This window comes from Nitrospirota bacterium (assembly GCA_037386965.1).
Lineage (GTDB): Bacteria > Nitrospirota > Thermodesulfovibrionia > Thermodesulfovibrionales > JdFR-86 > JARRLN01.
The window spans coordinates 1-17319 of the sequence record JARRLN010000079.1 but is presented as its reverse complement, the minus strand read 5'-3'; the positions used below and the strand labels follow the sequence as shown (position 1 = coordinate 17319).

General features: G+C 65.0%; 19 protein-coding genes. 10 read left to right on the top strand and 9 right to left on the bottom strand.

The genetic code is table 11. From position 1 onward, the window contains the following. The 3 genes from P8Y39_10845 to P8Y39_10835 form a co-directional block, all read right to left on the bottom strand. Positions 1–191, bottom strand: a 191-nt coding sequence (locus P8Y39_10845) for a hypothetical protein (GenBank protein ID MEJ2192822.1), incomplete at its 3' end; no start/stop codon positions are given. Between the two features lie 120 nt (positions 192–311). Next, on the bottom strand, positions 312–593 hold the full coding sequence (locus tag P8Y39_10840) for a hypothetical protein (protein MEJ2192821.1): 282 nt from the start codon (positions 591–593) through the stop codon (positions 312–314). A 14-nt stretch (positions 594–607) separates the two neighbouring features. Beyond that, the gene (locus P8Y39_10835; protein ID MEJ2192820.1) at positions 608–844 is read right to left on the bottom strand and encodes a hypothetical protein; all 237 of its coding nucleotides are present in this window, start codon (positions 842–844) and stop codon (positions 608–610) included. 184 nt (positions 845–1028) lie between these two features. Here P8Y39_10835 and P8Y39_10830 point away from each other — a divergent pair, with 184 nt between their 5' ends. From P8Y39_10830 to htpX, 7 genes are all read left to right on the top strand, one after another. Next, positions 1029–1499: a cupin domain-containing protein gene (locus P8Y39_10830; GenBank protein ID MEJ2192819.1), complete on the top strand. Its 471-nt coding sequence runs from the start codon at positions 1029–1031 to the stop codon at positions 1497–1499. 132 nt (positions 1500–1631) lie between these two features. After that, on the top strand, positions 1632–3062 hold the full coding sequence (locus P8Y39_10825) for a cytochrome c biogenesis protein ResB (protein MEJ2192818.1): 1431 nt from the start codon (positions 1632–1634) through the stop codon (positions 3060–3062). Beyond that, entirely contained in the window at positions 3063–4148 is a 1086-nt protein-coding gene (ccsB, locus tag P8Y39_10820; protein ID MEJ2192817.1) for a c-type cytochrome biogenesis protein CcsB, read from the top strand. 37 nt (positions 4149–4185) lie between these two features. Next, positions 4186–5115: an ATP-binding protein gene (locus P8Y39_10815; protein MEJ2192816.1), complete on the top strand. Its 930-nt coding sequence runs from the start codon at positions 4186–4188 to the stop codon at positions 5113–5115. Next, positions 5108–6493 (top strand): sigma-54 dependent transcriptional regulator, encoded by a 1386-nt coding sequence (locus P8Y39_10810; GenBank protein ID MEJ2192815.1) that lies wholly within the window; start codon positions 5108–5110, stop codon positions 6491–6493. The genes P8Y39_10815 and P8Y39_10810 overlap by 8 nt, the downstream gene beginning before the upstream one ends. A 71-nt stretch (positions 6494–6564) precedes the next feature. Beyond that, positions 6565–6918: a response regulator gene (locus P8Y39_10805; protein MEJ2192814.1), complete on the top strand. Its 354-nt coding sequence runs from the start codon at positions 6565–6567 to the stop codon at positions 6916–6918. Positions 6919–7003: 85 nt separating this feature from the next. Beyond that, a complete protein-coding gene (gene htpX, locus P8Y39_10800; protein MEJ2192813.1) occupies positions 7004–7936 on the top strand; it encodes a zinc metalloprotease HtpX in 933 nt (310 codons plus the stop codon). Here htpX and P8Y39_10795 read toward each other — a convergent pair. The 5 genes from P8Y39_10795 to P8Y39_10775 all read right to left on the bottom strand — a co-directional run bounded on the left by P8Y39_10795 (position 7831) and on the right by P8Y39_10775 (position 12423). Further along, positions 7831–9003, bottom strand: coding sequence for a beta-ketoacyl synthase N-terminal-like domain-containing protein (locus P8Y39_10795; GenBank protein MEJ2192812.1), 1173 nt, complete (start codon positions 9001–9003; stop codon positions 7831–7833). The genes htpX and P8Y39_10795 overlap by 106 nt on opposite strands. A gap of 57 nt (positions 9004–9060) precedes the next feature. Further along, positions 9061–10491 carry a pentapeptide repeat-containing protein gene (locus tag P8Y39_10790; protein MEJ2192811.1) on the bottom strand — a complete coding sequence of 477 codons (1431 nt, stop codon included), beginning with the start codon at positions 10489–10491 and terminating at the stop codon, positions 9061–9063. A gap of 57 nt (positions 10492–10548) precedes the next feature. Then, positions 10549–11337: a 16S rRNA (adenine(1518)-N(6)/adenine(1519)-N(6))-dimethyltransferase RsmA gene (rsmA, locus tag P8Y39_10785; protein ID MEJ2192810.1), complete on the bottom strand. Its 789-nt coding sequence runs from the start codon at positions 11335–11337 to the stop codon at positions 10549–10551. Between the two features lie 22 nt (positions 11338–11359). Next, positions 11360–11857, bottom strand: coding sequence for a SoxR reducing system RseC family protein (locus tag P8Y39_10780; GenBank protein MEJ2192809.1), 498 nt, complete (start codon positions 11855–11857; stop codon positions 11360–11362). A 122-nt stretch (positions 11858–11979) separates the two neighbouring features. After that, positions 11980–12423 carry a DoxX family protein gene (locus P8Y39_10775; GenBank protein MEJ2192808.1) on the bottom strand — a complete coding sequence of 148 codons (444 nt, stop codon included), beginning with the start codon at positions 12421–12423 and terminating at the stop codon, positions 11980–11982. 171 nt (positions 12424–12594) lie between these two features. Between P8Y39_10775 and P8Y39_10770 the strand changes: the two genes are divergently transcribed. From P8Y39_10770 to P8Y39_10760, 3 genes are read left to right on the top strand one after another with little or no spacing between them, the layout of a single operon-like run. Continuing rightward, complete coding sequence (locus P8Y39_10770; GenBank protein ID MEJ2192807.1) at positions 12595–13353, top strand: ATP-binding cassette domain-containing protein; 759 nt, start codon at positions 12595–12597, stop codon at positions 13351–13353. Continuing rightward, positions 13353–14912, top strand: a complete 1560-nt coding sequence (locus P8Y39_10765; protein MEJ2192806.1) for a glycine betaine ABC transporter substrate-binding protein — start codon at positions 13353–13355, stop codon at positions 14910–14912. The genes P8Y39_10770 and P8Y39_10765 overlap by 1 nt, the downstream gene beginning before the upstream one ends. Further along, a complete protein-coding gene (locus tag P8Y39_10760) occupies positions 14912–15805 on the top strand; it encodes a DUF72 domain-containing protein (protein ID MEJ2192805.1) in 894 nt (297 codons plus the stop codon). Before P8Y39_10765 ends, P8Y39_10760 begins: the two co-directional genes overlap by 1 nt. 41 nt (positions 15806–15846) lie before the next feature. Here P8Y39_10760 and P8Y39_10755 read toward each other — a convergent pair. Beyond that, a partial coding sequence (locus P8Y39_10755; GenBank protein MEJ2192804.1) for a methyl-accepting chemotaxis protein occupies positions 15847–17319 on the bottom strand: 1473 nt, incomplete at its 5' end.

Here is a 17319-nt window from a genome sequence, read left to right as displayed (position 1 = left end):
GCGAACTCCCCGTCCAGGGCCACCGCATAGCCGAACTCGTCCCCCACCTGCCGGTCGGCCGCGGGGGCCTGCAACTGGTCGAGAAATATCTCCGGTTCCTGGGCCGAAAGGGAGGCGGGCACGAGGAGGGCCAGGAGCAGGACGACCGGGGCTGCGCCTCGCCTCGGGCGGGCATTCCTCCTATGGCTCACTGGACCCATGTCGGCCTGATTATAGCGCAGAACCCCGCGGAAAGATATGAGGGAGGTCACCAGTGAAGGGCGAGTAAAGCCGGGGGCCGCACGGGTGCACGGCCCCCGGCGAGGGGGGTGCTAAACGGAATGCCCGGGATGTCTCCAGTCCTCCATATAGGCCTTGCGCGCGAGAAACGAGACGGTCTGGGCCGTGGGGCCGCCCGCGGGCCTCAGGTGGAGATACGCGGAGATCATTTCAAGGAGCCGGAGCTTCTCGCCCCTGCTCATCCCGGCCATGCGGGCCCACTCGCGGAAGGTGTCGCCCTGGAAAAAGGCCAGTGCCTCATGCCGGTGCTCGCCGTCGTGCAAATCCTCAATGGCCTGAAAGATAACCGATTCTGCAAGACTCCTGAGACTCATGGATTCCCTCCTTTTCAGAACTCGTGTTCTCGTGCAGGGAGAAAATCACGACCTTCCCGAGCATCGCAGACTTTCTTTCCCGGACATTCATGCCCCGGCCTCATCGTGCCCCGGGCCTTCCGGTAGAAGGGACAGGCCACGTAGGCGGTGCTCCGGCAGTACTGCCCGAGCTCGAACCGCCCCGGCACCTGTCTTTCCTCCCTCGAAAGGCATATCCGCACATGCTGTCCCACCAGATACGGGCATCCCATTTCTCGCTTCCTCCCCTGATGCAGCTTCCCCGATGCCCTCTTAGCTTATCCGGGACAGCGGCGGCAATTCTATCGGAACGCGCCCTATTTTCTTGTAGGTCAGATTCCTACGGCGCGCAGGAGGGCCAGCCTGAGGTGCCGCGGGAGGCAAGGCCGTAACCCGTCTTGTTATAATAAAAAAAGGATGAGAAAAGACCGGAAGAAGCATTCCCCTTCCTCTTGTGACCGGCAGGCGGCCCGGGGCGGGGAGCCCTCCCTTAGGCACAGGCGCATGCGCCTTCACCGCCACCGCCCGGACTTCACCTGGACCGGGGTGAAAACCGAGCGCTACAAGGACGCAGACGGTACGTGGTCCTCCGTCCTCCGAAGGACGCTCATAGGAGGGAAGGCCGAACGGACCGCTTTTCACGTGCGGTATTTCGAGGTGGCCCCGGGCGGGCACACCACCCTGGAGCAGCACAGGCACGAGCACGTGGTGCTCTGCATGCGCGGGAGGGGAGAGTGCGTGGTAGGGAGGCGGAAGCACGGCCTCTCGCCCCTGGACGTCCTTTACGTCCCACCCTTTGCGGCCCACCAGCTCCGAAACCCCCACGGCGAGCCCTTCGGGTTCCTCTGCATCGTCGATGCGGAGCGCGACAGACCGAGGCCCCTTTGAAGGCCGCCCGCATGATGTGATTCTCGCCGGTGATTTTTTCACGGCGGGCGTGCTATGCTTGCGGGCCCGTGGGCGGCGGGCTCGCTTGTCTGGCCCGCCGGGAAAATATTATAATGTCCGGACGGGGAAAAAATGGAGAAGAAACAAAAGAGCCTGACTGACCGCACCTGGGATTTCCTGGCCTCCGTAAAGCTGGCCATTATCATATTCGCCCTGATTTCCCTCACCTCCATCGTCGGGACCATCCTGGAGCAGAACGCCTCGGCCCAGGCCAACATCAAGATACTCAGCGGCATCGTGGGCTACGGGCTGGCTCCCAAGGTCTACCGGGTCATGGAGACGATGGGCTTCATGGACATGTACCGCTCCTGGTGGTTCATCGGGCTTCTGATGCTCTTTTCCGTGAACCTGCTCATCTGCTCCCTTGACCGCCTCCCCAGGACGTGGAAGCTCGTGGTCGAGCCGTTCAGGCCCCTGGCGAGCGACCGTTTCAGGGCCTTCGGCCTGAAGAGGGAGTTCACCCTGCCGGGCAAGACGGAGGCCAACAGGGACAAGCTGGCGGCGGGGCTCAGGTCGCTGGGGTTCAGGCGCTGGCAGACGAGCACGGAGGGGGGCCTTCAGTACTATGCCCAGAAAGGGCGCTTGAGCCGACTCGGCGTCTACATCACGCACCTCAGCATCATCGTCATTCTCCTGGGCGCGGTGGTGGGCTGGGTCTTCGGCTACAAGGGCTTCGTCAACATACCGGAGGGGACGAGCACGTCGCTCATCTGGAAAAGGACCCTTTCCCTCTCCCAGGCCCAAGTCCAGGAAAGGCGCCTCATCCTCCGGAGCCTCGACGCCGCAAGCGGAGACGTGCGCATGGCGGCGGCCAGGCTCAACGTCACCGAGAAACTCACCGTCCACGAAGGCCCCCAGGAGGTAAAGAGTAAATGGATCGAGGTCAACGACCCCCTCAAGTACAAGGGCTGGACGTTTTACCAGTCCAGCTACAGCATACTGGAGGACCCTTCCAGGTACATCTATATCTTCCGGGTCATCTCCCGGACCGGCGAGGCCGAGACCGTGCGTATCAAGAAGGGAGGGAGCTTCACCATACCCGGCACCGACGTGAAGGCCACCGTGGTCGACTACAGCCCGGCCCTCTCCATGGATGCCAGCGGCAGGTACTACACGTATGCCGATGCCATGAACAACCCGGCGGCCAAGCTCGCCATCGACGGAGGCGGCCAGTCTTACACCAAGTGGGTCCTCAGGCGGTATCCCGAAACGGGGGTGCTGCCCACCAAGGACGTCGTTCAGCTCATGGACATATGGGGCTCGCAGTACACGGGGCTTGAGGTGAGAATAGACCCGGGCGTCTGGCTTGTCTATCTGGGCTGCATCCTGATAAGCATCGGGCTTTATTTCGCCTTCTTCATGAGCCACAGGAAAGTGTGGGTGCACGTCGCGACCGAAAAAGGCCAGACCAAGGTGCTGGTGGCGGGCACCACGAGCAAGTACCGTGAAGGCTACGAGAAGCGCATGGACGCCATGATCGCGCGTCTCAAAGGAGGCAAGTAAATGGATAGTTCCGTACTCTTCGGCATTTCCACCGTTGCCTACATCCTGGCGATGATGATTTATATAGCATACCTGGCCGTCAGGAGCGAGGCCGTCGGCGTCACGGCCACCGCGGTGACCGTCGTGGGGTTCGCCTGCCAGACGGGGGGCTTCGTGCTGAGGGGGATGGAGTTCCACGCGATGAGCGGGATGGGGTTTCTGCGGTCCATCCCCCTGACGAACCTCTACGAGTCGCTGGCTTTCTTCGTCTGGTCCCTCATCCTCATCTATCTCGTCGTGGAGTTCAAGTACAAGAACCGCTCCTTCGGCGCCTTCGTCACGCCCGTGGCGGGCCTGGCCCTGGCCTTCATCGAGATGTCCGGCGTGTCCAAGTCCATCCAGCCCCTGGTCCCGGCGCTTCAGAGCAACTGGCTCCTGGTGCATGTGTTCACGAGCTTCGTCGCCTACGCCACCTTCGCCCTTTCCTTCTCCACAGGCATCATGTATCTCATCAGCACCACGGAGAAGCGGACCGAGGGGGCCTACATCTTCTGGTCGGTCACCCTGGGCGCCTTCACCGTCATCCTGGCGGCCATGGGGCTGGATTTCCTGAAGTTCCGCGTGGCCGGCATACGCCCGGACGCCATGGTGCAGAGCTATCTTTTCAAGGCCACCTTCATGAGCTCCAATCCCGTCATAGTGGTGGTGAGCCTGGCTGCGGCGGCGGGCGGCGTTTTCGCCTTCTGGCGGTTCGGGCAGGGCTTCAAGCGGATCATCTCCTCCGTGGGCATCTCCCCGGACCTCCTGGATGAGATTACCTACAAGAGCATCGCCATCGGGTTTCCCATCTTCACCCTGGGAGGGCTCATCTTCGGGGCCATCTGGGCGGACCAGGCCTGGGGCGTGTACTGGTCCTGGGACCCCAAGGAGACCTGGTCCCTCATCACGTGGTTCGTCTATGCCTTCTACCTCCATGCCCGGCTCCTCAGGGGGTGGAAGGGCCACAAGATAGCCATGGTCGCCGTCGTGGGCTTCGTCGCCGTGATAATCACCTACCTGGGCGTCAACCTTCTCTTGAGCGGCCTGCACTCCTACGGCGGCGCCTAACTGCCCTGTGGGCCGCGCCCGCAAATATGCCTTTCTCATGACAGCGCTTCTGGGCGTCATCGCCGCGGGAGCGCTCTTCGCCCGGGAGCTTCCCTGGGCGAACGCCGCCCTCTTCGGCGCGAGCGAGGCGCCTCTGCGTTTTCCTCTCTCGACGGGCGTCATGGCAGCCTTCACGGCTCTCCTGGCCCTGGGGCGGAAGCCGGGCGAGGGCGATAGTGAGGAGAGCCCTCCGAGCGAAGAGGAGTCAAGCCGGGTGCCCGCCGGACGGGACCTCGACTCCCTGGGCAACCTGGAGAAGATGTTCACCCTGGGGGAGCTGGCCGGCGCCATAGCCCACGAGATAAAAAACCCCCTGGCCGGCATCAGCGGGGCCATCCAGGTCATCGCCGACGACCTGCCGGCCGGCGACCGGAGGAGGGAGGTCTTCCGGGACATTCTGAAGGAAATAGACCGCCTGGACAAGTCCGTGCGCAACCTGCTCGGTTTCGCCCGTCCGCCCGAGCCCCATCTGGTCATTGCCCCGCTGGGAGACGTCATCCACAGCGTGGGCGAGCTTCTCGCCGGACAGGCCAAAAAGCAGTCCGTGGATGTTACCATTCTCCTTGGCGGCGGGCCGGAAAAGGTGCTCATGGACCCGGAACAGATGCGGCAGGCCCTCCTGAATGTCGCCATGAACGCCCTTCACGCCATGCCCGGCGGCGGCACGTTGACGATGACGGCCCGGGGGAGGGAAGAGGACGGCGCGGTGGAGATTGCCGTGGCCGACACGGGGAAGGGAATCGAAAGGGAGGAGGTCGGGAAGCTCTTCGTGCCCTTCTATACGACCAAACCCGGGGGCTCGGGCCTGGGGCTCGCCATTACGAAAGGCATCGTGGAAAAACACGGCGGCGAGGTAACGGTGCAAAGCCGGGTGGGAGAGGGAACCACCGTCCGCATCACCCTGCCCGTGAGGGAGGAGAATGCCTGAGGCAACCGTACTGGTCATTGACGACGAGAAGCTCTTGCGCTGGTCCATCGAGCAGAACCTCTCCAAGGAGGGCTATGCCGTCCTTACGGCGGAAAAGGGCCTGGAGGGGCTGGACCTGTTCAAGGAAAACGCCCCCGACATCACCCTCCTGGACATCAACCTCCCGGACGTCTCCGGCATAACCGTGCTGGAGGGCATCAAGGAGGTGGACAAGAACGCCCTGGTGGTGATGATTACCGCCTTCGCCGACATAGAGACGGCCGTCAAGTCCGTCAAGTTGGGCGCGTACGACTTCGTGGAAAAGCCCTTCAACATGGAGAAGCTCAAGATCCTCCTGCGCAAGGCCCTGGAGACCGCCTCCCTGAGGAAGGAGATATCGGAGTTCCGCCGGAACCTCTCGGTCCGCTACGGGTTCGACAGCATCATCGGAGAGTCCGACAGGATGAAGAAGGTCTTCGACCTCATAGCCAAGGTGGCCCGGTCCGACGCGGCCACCGTCTTCGTCTCCGGCGAAAGCGGCACGGGAAAGGACCTCGTGGCCAAGGTCATCCACTACCAGAGCGGGCGGGCGGAGAGGCCCTTCATGGAGATAAACATGACCGCCCTTCCGGAGAACCTGGTGGAAAGCGAGCTCTTCGGACACGAAAGGGGGGCCTTCACCGACGCCAAGGCGCTCAAGAAGGGCCTCTTCGAGCTGGCCGACGGGGGCACGGTCTTCCTCGACGAAATCGGGGACATGAAGGCCTCGGCCCAGGCCAAGCTCCTGAGGGTGATGGAGAACAAGGCCTTCAAGCGCATCGGCGGCACCGCGGACCTGGAGGTGGACGTCCGCATCGTCGCGGCCACGAACAAGAACCTCCAGGAGGAGGTCAAGAAGGGCAATTTCCGCGAGGACCTGTACTACCGCCTCAGGGTCATCCCCGTGGAGCTGCCCGCCCTGAGGGAGCGGGACAAGGACATCCTGCTTCTGGCCAAATTCTTCATAGACGCCTTCAACAAGGAGTTCAAGAAGAACATCAGGGGCCTCTCCGAGGAGACCGCCCGCTGCTTCCTCGACTACCCCTGGCCGGGCAACGTCAGGGAGCTGAGGAACGTCATCGAGCGGGCCGTGCTTCTGGAAAGCGAGGAATACATCCTCCCGGAGCATCTCCCGGTGGAGATGACCTCCCGGGAAGCCTTCTCGCCGCAGAGCTCGGGCCTGGACATCAGGATACCGGCCTCGGGCATCAATATAGAGGACGTGGAGAAAGACCTCATCCGGCAGGCCCTGGACGTCACCCGGGGCAACCAGACCAAGGCCGCCCGGCTGCTGGGCCTCTCCCGGGACACCCTGCGCTACCGGATGAACAAGTTCGGCTTCCTTCCCGAGAAGGCCTAGCACGATGTTTGCATATATGAACGTATGAACGGACTCGCAGGGAGAGAAATCAGGAAAGGGGACGCCGGAGGATGAAAGTGCTGGTCGTGGACGACGAGCAGTTGGTGCGCTGGTTTCTGGAGAGGGCGCTGAAAAAATGGGGCCACGACGTCACATCCGTCTCCACCGCCGACGACGCCCGCAGCCTTCTGGGCAAAGAGGACTTCGACGTGCTCTTTACCGACCTCAGAATGCCTGAGGGAAATGGCGCACATCTGGTGCACGAGGTGAGTGAAAACCCCGAACTGGATATCAAAGTGGTTGTGTGCTCGGCCTTCGTCACCGTGGAAATGGCCCAGGGCTTCCGGAAAAGGGGCATTCTCACACTCAAAAAACCGTTTAAGCTGGCCGAGTTGGAAAGGACCCTGGAGCTCTGCTCCAATTGAATTTTCCCTCCCCCCTCAAGTAAAATCAAATTAAGGGCGCCGTGTGGGCGCCGGAGTTTCTGCGAGAAACAGAGAGGATCTCTCCATGAACAACCTCAAGACCGCTGTCCTGCTGGTGGCCCTTACGCTCCTGCTCATCTGGGCGGGCGGGGCCTTTGGCGGGAAGCAGGGTATGACCATCGCCCTAATCCTGGCGCTGGGCATGAATTTCTTCGCCTACTGGTTCAGCGACAAGGTCATCCTCAGAATGTACCGGGCCCGCCAGGTGGGCGAGCGCGAAGCTCCCGACCTGTATCGCACGGTGCGGGAGCTTGCCACGAAGGCCTCCATGCCCATGCCCCGGGTCTACATCATCGAGGGCGAGCAGCCCAATGCCTTCGCCACGGGCCGAAACCCCGCCCATGCCGCCGTGGCCGTGACCTCGAGCATCATGCGGATTCTCTCGCTGGATGAGCTCCGCGGGGTCCTGGCGCACGAGATGGCGCACATCAAGCACCGGGACATCCTCATAAGCACCATTACGGCCACCATCGCCGGGGCCATAACCTATCTGGCCTACATGGCCCAGTGGGCGGCCATCTTCGGCAGGCTGGGCGATGACGACGACAGCCCTCTGGCGGCCCTGGCCATGATGATCATCGCTCCCATCGCCGCCATGATAGTGCAGCTGGCGGTCTCGCGCTCCCGGGAGTTTCAGGCCGACCGCGGCGGAGCGCTCATCTCCGGGACGCCCCGGAGCCTGGCCAGCGCCCTGAGAAAGCTTCAGATGGCCTCGAGCCGGGTTCCCATGAAGGCGTCTCCGGCCACCTCGCACCTGTTCATCGTAAACCCCCTGTCGGCCAAGGGACTCTCCAGGCTCTTCAGCACGCACCCGCCCATGGGGCAGCGCCCCCCGCAAGGGCGCGGCATTTTCTATTGTCCGACCTTTCGGAGAACCAGGAAGGTGATGAGCCAGCCGAAACCGAAGGAGTTGGCGAGCGCCGCCCCGGCTTCCGTCCGCACCGTCTCCCGCACATAGTCCAGCGAGCCCTCCGGGTCCCCGAGGTTCAGGATGCCCGGCAGAAGGCCCTCCCTGAGGCTCATGGCGGCCAGGGCCGCCTCCACCGCCCCGGAGGCCCCGAGCATGTGCCCGGTCATGGACTTGGCCGCGGTGACCCGGGCTCCCGGGCCGAAGAGCCGCCCTATGCTTTCGGCCTCGGTGCTGTCGCCGGCGGGGGTGGAGGTGGCGTGGGCGTAAATGCACCCCACGTCCCCGGGGGAGAGGCCCGCCTCGGCAAGGGCGGCCCGCATGGCCCGTATCTGCCCGTCGCTTCGGGGGACGGTGGGGTGAAAGGCGTCGGCCGCGTTTCCGCAGCCGGCTATCTCGGCGTAGGGCCGGGCACCCCTTCTCACGGCGGCCTCGTACTCCTCAAGCACCAGGACCCCGGCCCCCTCGCCCAGGACAAACCCGTCCCGCCCCCGGTCGAAGGGGCGGCTCACCCCCTCACGGGAGAGGGCTCCCAGGGCGCCGTATCCGCCGATACAAAGCGTGCACAGGGGGGCTTCCGCCCCGCCCGCCAGGGCCATTCCGGCCGCGCCGGAGCGGACGAGCCGCACCGCCTCTCCCAGGGCGGCTCCGCCGGAAGCACAGGCGTTGGATATTCCCAGGACGTGCCCTTTGAGGCCGAGCCGCCCGGCCACGTAGGAGGCCGCCATGCTTACCGTCGTGCCCAGCATCAGGTAGGCCGAGGGGCGCCTCCCCGCCGAAGCCGAGAGGGTGCTTATCCCCCCGCGGCCCGAGCCTATGAGGACCGAGGCGTCCTCCCGGAGCGCGCCCCCGAGCCCCGCGTCCTCCACGGCCATGGCCGCCGCCGCATAGGCGTACTGGATGAAAGGGTCCAGCCTTCTTCTGTCCTTGGGCGGAAGGAAGCCAGCCGCGTCAAAGCCCTTGAGCTCGCCGGCCGCGCGCCACGGGCCTCGCCCGGGGTCGCACCTGCTCAGGGCCCCGATACCCGAGCGGCCCGCGAGGGCCGCCTCCCAGGTTTCCCGCAGGGTGTTTCCCAGGGGGCTCACGGCCCCCATGCCCGTCACCACGACGCGTCTCACCGTAAACTATCTTATCACATGGGTTTACGGAAGCAGCCCGCGGCCCGAGACGAAGGGTCAGCTCAGGCGGTTTCTGAGGGCCAGGAGGAAAAAGACCGCCTGAAGAGGGATGAGAATCCGTGCCCCCAGCTCGATATACCGACCAGCCGAGGAAACCGGCGTCACCAGGGGGTCGGGAGCGAAGCTCGCGTACTGAAGGGTGCTCAGGAGAAGGGCGCTGAGCTTCCCGGCCCGGAGGAAGTCCCCGAGCGCCTCCATCCCGAAGGCCCGCTCGCCGAGCCCGAGGAAGAAGGCGAAAGAGACGATGAGGAAAACCAGCACCAGGGCCGCCTGCAGGGGCCTCTCCCCGTAGCCCGAGACAAGCCTGTACAGGCCCAGAAGCGCCCTCTCCGCCGGGCCCCCCGCCAGGCGGCGCGTCTCCATCTTGCCGTAACGCCAGTCGCCGGCGTCCATCTGTGCCTCGACGGCCTTCCGGCCGAGATGCCCGTAAAGGGAGGACAGCCTGCGCGCCTTCGCGCGGAAGTCCCCCGCCTTGCGCGACCTGAGGCTTTCGACCTCGTCATAGAGGGCCTTCCGGCCGGCCCGCCGGGGCCAGAGGCAGTCGCGGAAAGCCATGTGCCCGAGGTCCGCGTCCATGAAGTAGCAGGAGGTCAGGTCCGCCCCCTGAAGAAAGAGGGAGCTGTCCACGGTGACGCCCGTGAAGCTCGCCACGCTCTGAAAGACCGCTCCTTCGGAGGGCTCCTCGTGCCGCCGCCCCTCAAAGACCGCCCGGCCCCTGAACCGGGCCCGCGTAAAGTCCGCGGCGCCCCGGAAGTCCACTTCCGAGAACAGGGCATCACCCCTGAAGGCCGCCTGGGAGAAGTCCGCCCGTCCCCCGAAGGCCGCCCGGGAGAAATCCACATCGTCGCGGAAGGCCGCCTGGGAGAAGGAGACCTCCCGGGCGAAGGCGCACCCCCGCATGTCCGCCTGCCCCTGGTGCGTCGTCCGGCCGAAGTCCGCCTGCTCGGCGAACTGCACCCCGAAGAAGGACGTGCCGCCGGAGAAAAAGGCGCCCGGGAAAAGGGCCTCCCCCTGGAAGGAGGCCTTGGAAAACGCCGCCCCGCGGGCGAAGGAAACGCCGGGGAAAAGTGTTGCGCCCTTGAACACCGTGCCCCGGAAGTACACGGGCCGCCTGAACGAAACCTGGGAGAAGTCGGCCTTCCCGTGGAACGTCGCCCGGGAGAAACTCACCTCCGGAAGCTCCCCCGCGGAGCCGAAGGGCATGTCGCCCTCGAATACGGTCCCGGAGAGGTTGCAGGGCCTCCCCGCAGCCGCGGCCCGCCTCAGCTCGCCCACGACCAGCTCCCTGAACTTCTCGGGGGTGCATCCCTTCTTCCCGGGGGGAGCATGAAAGACGCAATATTCCTTTCCGGCCTCGTCCTTCCAAACGATGGGGTGCCGCCGGCACCAGTCGCTCAGTGAGGGGATACCGGCTTTTGAGCAGGACATGAAAACCTCCCCGGCGCGTTCGCTCCGCTTATTATAACCGATGCAAGCGAAGGCCCCTCAAGCCGGCTCATCGCCCCTCGAGGCGGCCAGCTCCCGGCTGAGGCGGGCGAAATCCTCGAGGCTCAGGGTCTCGGGCCTGCGCATGCGCTCGATGCCCGCCCTCCGGAGGGCTTCGCCTATGCCGGGAAAGTCCCTCTGCAGGGAGTTCTGGATGCTCTTTCTCCGCTGCCCAAAGGAGGTGCGCACCAGGGAGAAAAACAGCTCTTCGGAGGGAACCTCCACCGGGGGCTTCCCATGGATGCGTATGTGCAGGCAGGCCGAGTCCACCTTGGGGACGGGCCGGAACGCCCCCCGGGGGATGGTGAAGGGGACCCGGACCTCGCCGCGGTACTGGAGCATCAGGGATAGGACGCCGTAGTCCCTGCCGCCGGGGGCCGCCGCGGCCCGGCGGGCGACTTCCTTCTGCACGGTGAGGGTCATGGACCTCAGGAGCGTCCGGTGCTCCAGGAGCCTGAAGATGATGGGCGTGGTGATGTGGTAGGGGATGTTGGCCACCACCTTGAAGGGCTCCCCTATCCTCTCGTAGGGGAAACGGAGGGCGTCGCCCAGGATGAGGGTGAGGTTCTCCCTGTCCCCCATCCCGGCCTTGAGCCGCGCGTAAAGCTCGCGGTCCACTTCTATGGCCAGCACCCGTCCGGCGCGCTCGGCGAGCATCCGGGTGAGACGCCCCGGCCCCGGGCCTATCTCCACCACGGTATCATCCGGACCCACGCCCGCGGTCTCGATGATTCTCCCGAGGATGGAGGGGTCAAAGAGGAAATTCTGGCTCAGCGCCTTCCGGGGCATCCTCTATATTACCCGGAAAACGCTACTTCCCGGAGTACGCCCTCAGGTAGTCCTCCCCCTCGGAGGCATGGTCCCAGTGGAAATCGGGCACGTCCCTCACAATGCGGCTGACGAACATCTGCTCGGTGCGGTCCATGGTGGAAAGCCTCCTCAGGGAAAGGGCAAGGGCCAGGGCGAGGAAGAAAAACGCTCCCGGCGTCTCCAGTCCGGGCACCCCCGCACGTGCGCCCAGCCAGGCCCCGGCGGCCGCGCCCCCGAGGAGGCCCAGCAGCGGAAGCATATAGGCCAGGGCGTATCCCCTCCAGCGCACCCCCTCGGCTATGCCCAGGGTCACCATGTCGCCGGCCGCGGCCCCGGCACGGTTTTCCGCCCTCACCAGCATCCCGGTGCCGCCGGGCTTGCACAGGCCCATGCGGGCCATGCCGCACTTCCGGCAGGCCGCCCCGCCCACGAGGCGGACCTCCGCCTCGCCGCCCTCCGTGCTGAGGACAAGGGCCTTCTCCGCTATGCGGTCCTTCATGTCTTGAGGGTACGCTTTCCGGGAGGGGGAAAGCCATGAGCTTCGTCATAAGGGAGAAACGAAAGACGCAGGCCGGGCGGCCTTGAGAGGCGCTTTGCCCCTCCGGAGGGACGGACGCCCGCCTATTTCTCCCTGGATATCAGGCGGTCTATGGAGAACGACCCCCCGCCGCTCAGGACGAGGGCCAGGGCCATGCCCACCGCCAGGACGTGATACTCGAAGCCCTCCCCCGCCTTCTGGCCGGACCAGTTCATGAAGAACCCGTTCTGTATGTGGTTCATGTAGGCGCAGATGGAAAGGGAGGTCGCGATGGCCAGTGCGCAGAGGCGCGTGAAGATGCCGGTGATGAGCCCCAGGGAGCCCAGGACCTCCGTGGCCATGAGGAGCAGCACCGCTCCGGTGGAAAACCCGTACTGCGTCTTGAATATCTCAATGGTCTTCTGAAAACCCGGTCCTCCGAAAACGCCCAGGGTCTTCTGAAGCCCGTGCGGCAGAATGACCACGCCCAGGGCCAGGCGGACGAACAAGAGCCCCAGGACCGGCCGGGTCCGGAAAAGAAAGCTCATCGTGCCCCTCCTTCAAGGCCTCTCTTCAGCCGTATTGCTCACCGTGCGGCGCCTCACCCCCGAAGGGGGGCCTTCCACGCGGTTACACAATAAAAGAAGGAAGGCCCCGTGTCAAGGAAAAGCTGAAAGGCCGGCTTTATTCTGATAAACTCAAGGGGTCCACGAGTGGCCATGATCGAGATTGAAAAACTCAACAAATACTTCGACGAGGGCGGGACCCACGCCGTCAGGGACGTCTCCCTGAGGGTGCGGGAGGGCGAGACCCTGGTCCTCCTGGGGTCGTCGGGGTCGGGAAAAACTACCCTTCTGAAGATGCTCAACCGCCTGGTCGAGCCCTCCTCGGGCACCATCCGCATCCGGGGAGAAAACGTCCTCGCACAAAACCCCATCGCGGTGCGGCGCTCCATCGGCTACGTGTTTCAGGGCATCGGGCTTTTCCCCCACATGGACATCGAGCAGAACGTCACGGTGGTGCCCCGGCTTCTGGGCTGGGCCGACGCCAGACGGCGCGCGCGGGCCGCCGAGGTGATGGACATGGTTGGCCTGGGCTACGAGACCTATCGCCTGCGGTACCCCGACGAGCTTTCCGGCGGGCAGCAGCAGCGCATCGGGGTTGCCCGGGCGCTGGCCGCCGAGCCCGAACTGCTCCTCATGGACGAGCCCTTCGGCGCCCTGGATGCCGTCACCCGCGACCTCCTGCAGCAGGAGATAATCACCCTCCGGGAAAAGCTCAAGAAGACCATCGTCTTTGTCACCCACGACATCTTCGAGGCCTTCACCCTGGCCGACCGCATCGCCGTGCTGCACGAGGGACGGCTCGAGCAGGTGGGAACCCGGAGAGACCTGGTCGCCTCCCCGCGGACGGATTTCGTCCGGGACCTGGTGGAGCGGCCCAGGAAACAGCTCGAAGAGTTTCGGGAGGTGCTCTGATGCCCCTGGACTTCCTCGTCGAGCGCCTCCCGGAGCTTCTCATTCGGACCCGGGAGCACCTCTTCCTCACCGGCGCGGCGGTGGGCGCGGACGTCCTGGTGGGCGTGCCCACCGGGGTCATGGCCACCGGGCGCCCGTGGCTCAGGTCGGCGGTGTTTACGGCGGCCAACGTGGTGCAGACGGTGCCGAGCCTGGCGATGCTGGCCTTCCTGCTGGCCATGCTGAACATGATAGGGGTGGTGCCCGCCATCGTGGCCCTCACCCTCTATGCCCTGCTTCCCATCCTGCAAAACACGGTGACGGCCCTGGAGGGCGTCCCCCCGGAGACCGTGGAGGCCGCCCGGGGCATGGGGATGACCCCGTGGCAGGAGATGAGGATGGTCAAGCTCCCCCTGGCCATGCCGGTGCTCGTCGCCGGCATCAAGACCTCGGCGGTCATCAGCGTGGGCATCGCCACCCTCTCGGCCTTCATCGGCGCCGGAGGCCTCGGGGAGTTCATCATCAGGGGGCTCTCGCTGGCGGACAACCGGCTCATCCTCCTGGGTGCGGTGCCCTCGGCCCTCCTGGCCCTCTATGTGAGCTTGGCCATAGCGGCCGTAGAGTGGGGCCTGAACGAGCGCAAGAGGCGCAGGGTGCGCCTCTTCTCGGGCCGGTTCGGCCGCGTGCTGACCCTGGTCCCCCTGCTCCTGCTCCTTGCCGTGGCCTTTACGGGCCAGCTCTGGCGGGCGGCCGGCGGGGCGGCTCCGGCGCGAGTGGTGCACGTGGGGAGCAAGAACTTCACCGAGCAGTTCATCCTGGCCGAGATGCTCGCCCAGAGGCTCGAGGCGGCCACGGGCCTCACCGTGAAGCGCCATTTCAACCTGGGGGGCACCATGATATGCCACGAGGCCCTTGTGCGGGGAGAGATAGACATGTACCCCGAGTACACGGGGACGGCGCTCACGGCCATCCTGAACGTCAAGAAGCGCATGACGGACCCCGAGAAGGTCTACGACCTGGTCTCCCGCAGATACGAGAGGCGGTTCAACCTGATATGGCTCGAGCCCTTCGGGTTCAACAACACTTACGCCCTGGCCGTGCGGAAGCAGCAGGCCCGGAGAAACGGCTGGAAGAAGATATCCGACCTCCGGCCCGTGGCCGGAAAGCTTCGGGCTGCGTTCACCGCGGAGTTCGCCGAGCGCCCGGACGGCTATCCGGGCTTCGTGAAGGCCTACGGCATACGGTTCGGCTCGGTCACGGACATGGACCCCGCCCTCATGTACGATGCCCTGAGGAGGGGGCAGGTGGACGTCATCAGCGCCTTCGCCACCGACAGCCGCATCCCGGGGTACAACCTCGCCATCCTCGAGGACGACCGGGGGTTCTTCCCCCCATACTACGCCGCCCCCGTGGTGAGGAAGGAGCTCCTCACCGCCCATCCGGAGGTCCGCGAGGCCCTCGCCCCCCTGGGCGGCATCCTCGACGAGAAGACCATGCGGCAACTCAACTACGAGGTGGACCAGAAAAAGCGCGAGGTGGCCGACGTGGTGCGGGAGTTTCTCCTGGCCAAGGGGCTGTGATGATACGGGTGGGAACCTCTTCCTGGACGGAGAAGACCCTCGTACAAAGCAGCGAGTTCTACCCCCGGGGCGTCAACACCGCCGAGGAGCGCCTCCGCTTCTACGCCGGGCACTTCTCCACCGTGGAGGTCGACGCCACCTACTACGCCATCCCGCCGCTTTCCACCCCCCGCATGTGGGCGGAGCGCACCCCCGGGGACTTCGTCTTTCACGTCAAGGCATACGGGGCCCTCACCGGCCACGGCGTGGACCCCCGGACCCTGCCTCCGGATATCCGGCAGGGGCTCTCCCGGGGAGAATGGGAAAAGAACCGGGTCTATATCAAGGACCCCGGCCTCATGGGCGCGGTGGCCGAGCGTTTCAGGGAGATGATGGGCCCGCTTAAAAGAGCGGGAAAGCTCGGGGTGGCCGTCTTTCAGCTTCCGCCCTGGGTGCAAAAGGGCCCCCGGAGCATGGAGAAGCTCACCGTCTACCGCGATTACATGAAGGATACGGCCCCCGTGGCCGTGGAGTTCCGCCACGGCAGTTGGCTTGCTCCGGAGAGCCGCCAAGAGGTCCTGGGCTTCCTCGAGGAAAACGGGTTCCTCTACGTGACCGCCGACGAGCCCCAGTGCGGCTCTCTGGCCACCGTGCCCTTCGTCCCGGAGGCCACGGGCTCCATCGCCTATTTCCGCTTCCACGGCAGAAACAGGCAGACCTGGCTCAAAAAGGGCATAGCCACGGCGGAGAGGTTCAAGTACGAGTACTCCGAGGAGGAGCTGAGGGGGTTCGTCCCCGCCGTGGAGAAGGTGCAGAAGAAAAGCAGGGACATCTACGTGATGTTCAACAACTGCTACGCCGGCATGGCCACCCGCAATGCCGGGAGAATGAAAGCCCTCCTCCGGGCCGGCTAGGCCGCCCGGCCCCTCCCCCGCGCCCCAAGGGGGTGCCGGTCCTACACCTTGAACCAGCCTATCATCTTCTCCAGTTCCTTGGAGAGCCCTTCCAGCTCCACCGAGGTGTCCTTTATCTTGCTCGTGGAATTGGCCGAGCTGGTGGTGATGGTGAGGATGTTCTCCATGTTCTGGGAGACCTGCTCCGCCGCCGCCGACTGCTCTTCCGAGGCCGCCGCGATGCGCTGCACCATGTCCTCGCCCTTGCTCGAGGCGGCCACGATGAGCTCCAGGGACTGCTTGGCCTCCTCGGCCAGCTTCACACCGCCCTGGACCTCCACGCTCCCGGTCTCCATGGAGCCCACGGAGCGCTCGGTATCGTCCTGTATCTTCTTTATCATGGCGGTTATTTCCTTGGTGGCCTTCCCCGTGCGCTCCGCCAGCTTTCTCACCTCGTCGGCCACCACCGCGAAGCCCCTGCCCTGCTCCCCGGCGCGGGCGGCCTCGATGGCGGCGTTCAGGGCCAGGAGGTTCGTCTGGTCCGCTATGTCGTCGATGACCTGGATGATGGTGCCTATCTCGCTGGAGCTCGTGCCCAGCTGCCCGATGGTCTCGGAGGCCTCCCGCACGGTCTCGGCGATGCGGAGCATGCCCTGCATGGTGCGCTCCACCACGTCGCGCCCCCGGGCCGCCACCTCCGCGGCCTCATGGGAGGCGCTGGCCGCGTCCCCGGCGTTCTTGGCCACGTCGATGATGGTATGGGACATCTCGTTCATGGCCGAAGCCACCTGCTCGGTCTGGCGGGCCTGCTGGGTGGAGCCCTGGCTCAGTTCCTCGGAGGTCCGCGCCAGGGACTGGCTCGAGGAGGACGCGCGCTCCACGCTGCCCTTCACCGTGGAGATTATCTCCTGGACGTTGTCCACGAAGGTGTTGAACCAGCGGGCAAGCTCCCCCAGCTCGTCGGCGCTGTCCACGGTGAGCCGCTTGGTCAGGTCGCCCTCGCCCCGGGCGATGTCCTTGAGCATGTCCACCGTGTTGTTGACGCGCTTGATGATTATCCTCCTGGTCAGCAGGGTGATGCCCCCGGCGAAAAGCAGGATGGCCACCACGATGGCCCCCCCGGTGATGGCGGCGTTGCGCCTGAGGCTTTTCGCCAGGACGTCCTTGCTGTAGCCTATGACCAGGGTGCCCTGCACGCCCCCCAGGTCATCCAGGATGTCGCGCTTGTAGACCATGGCATCGGAGGTGTCCTCCGGGGGCAGCATGCTCCGGGTCAGGGGCTCGCCCTGGGCGTTGTAGATGACGAAGAACTTGACCGCCGGGTCGCTGGAGATGGCCTTGACGAAGTTCTCGAAGTCGCTGAAGTCGAATATGGCGAAATAATCGGCGCTGAAGCGCGTTATGAAGTCCACCACCGCGTTGCCCTTGGCATCCATGGCCGACTGTATGGCCGCCTTGTTGTTCATCGCCATGAACCCGCCGAGCCCTCCGAGAAGCACCACCGCCAGGAGCACCACGGGAATGAGGAACTTCCG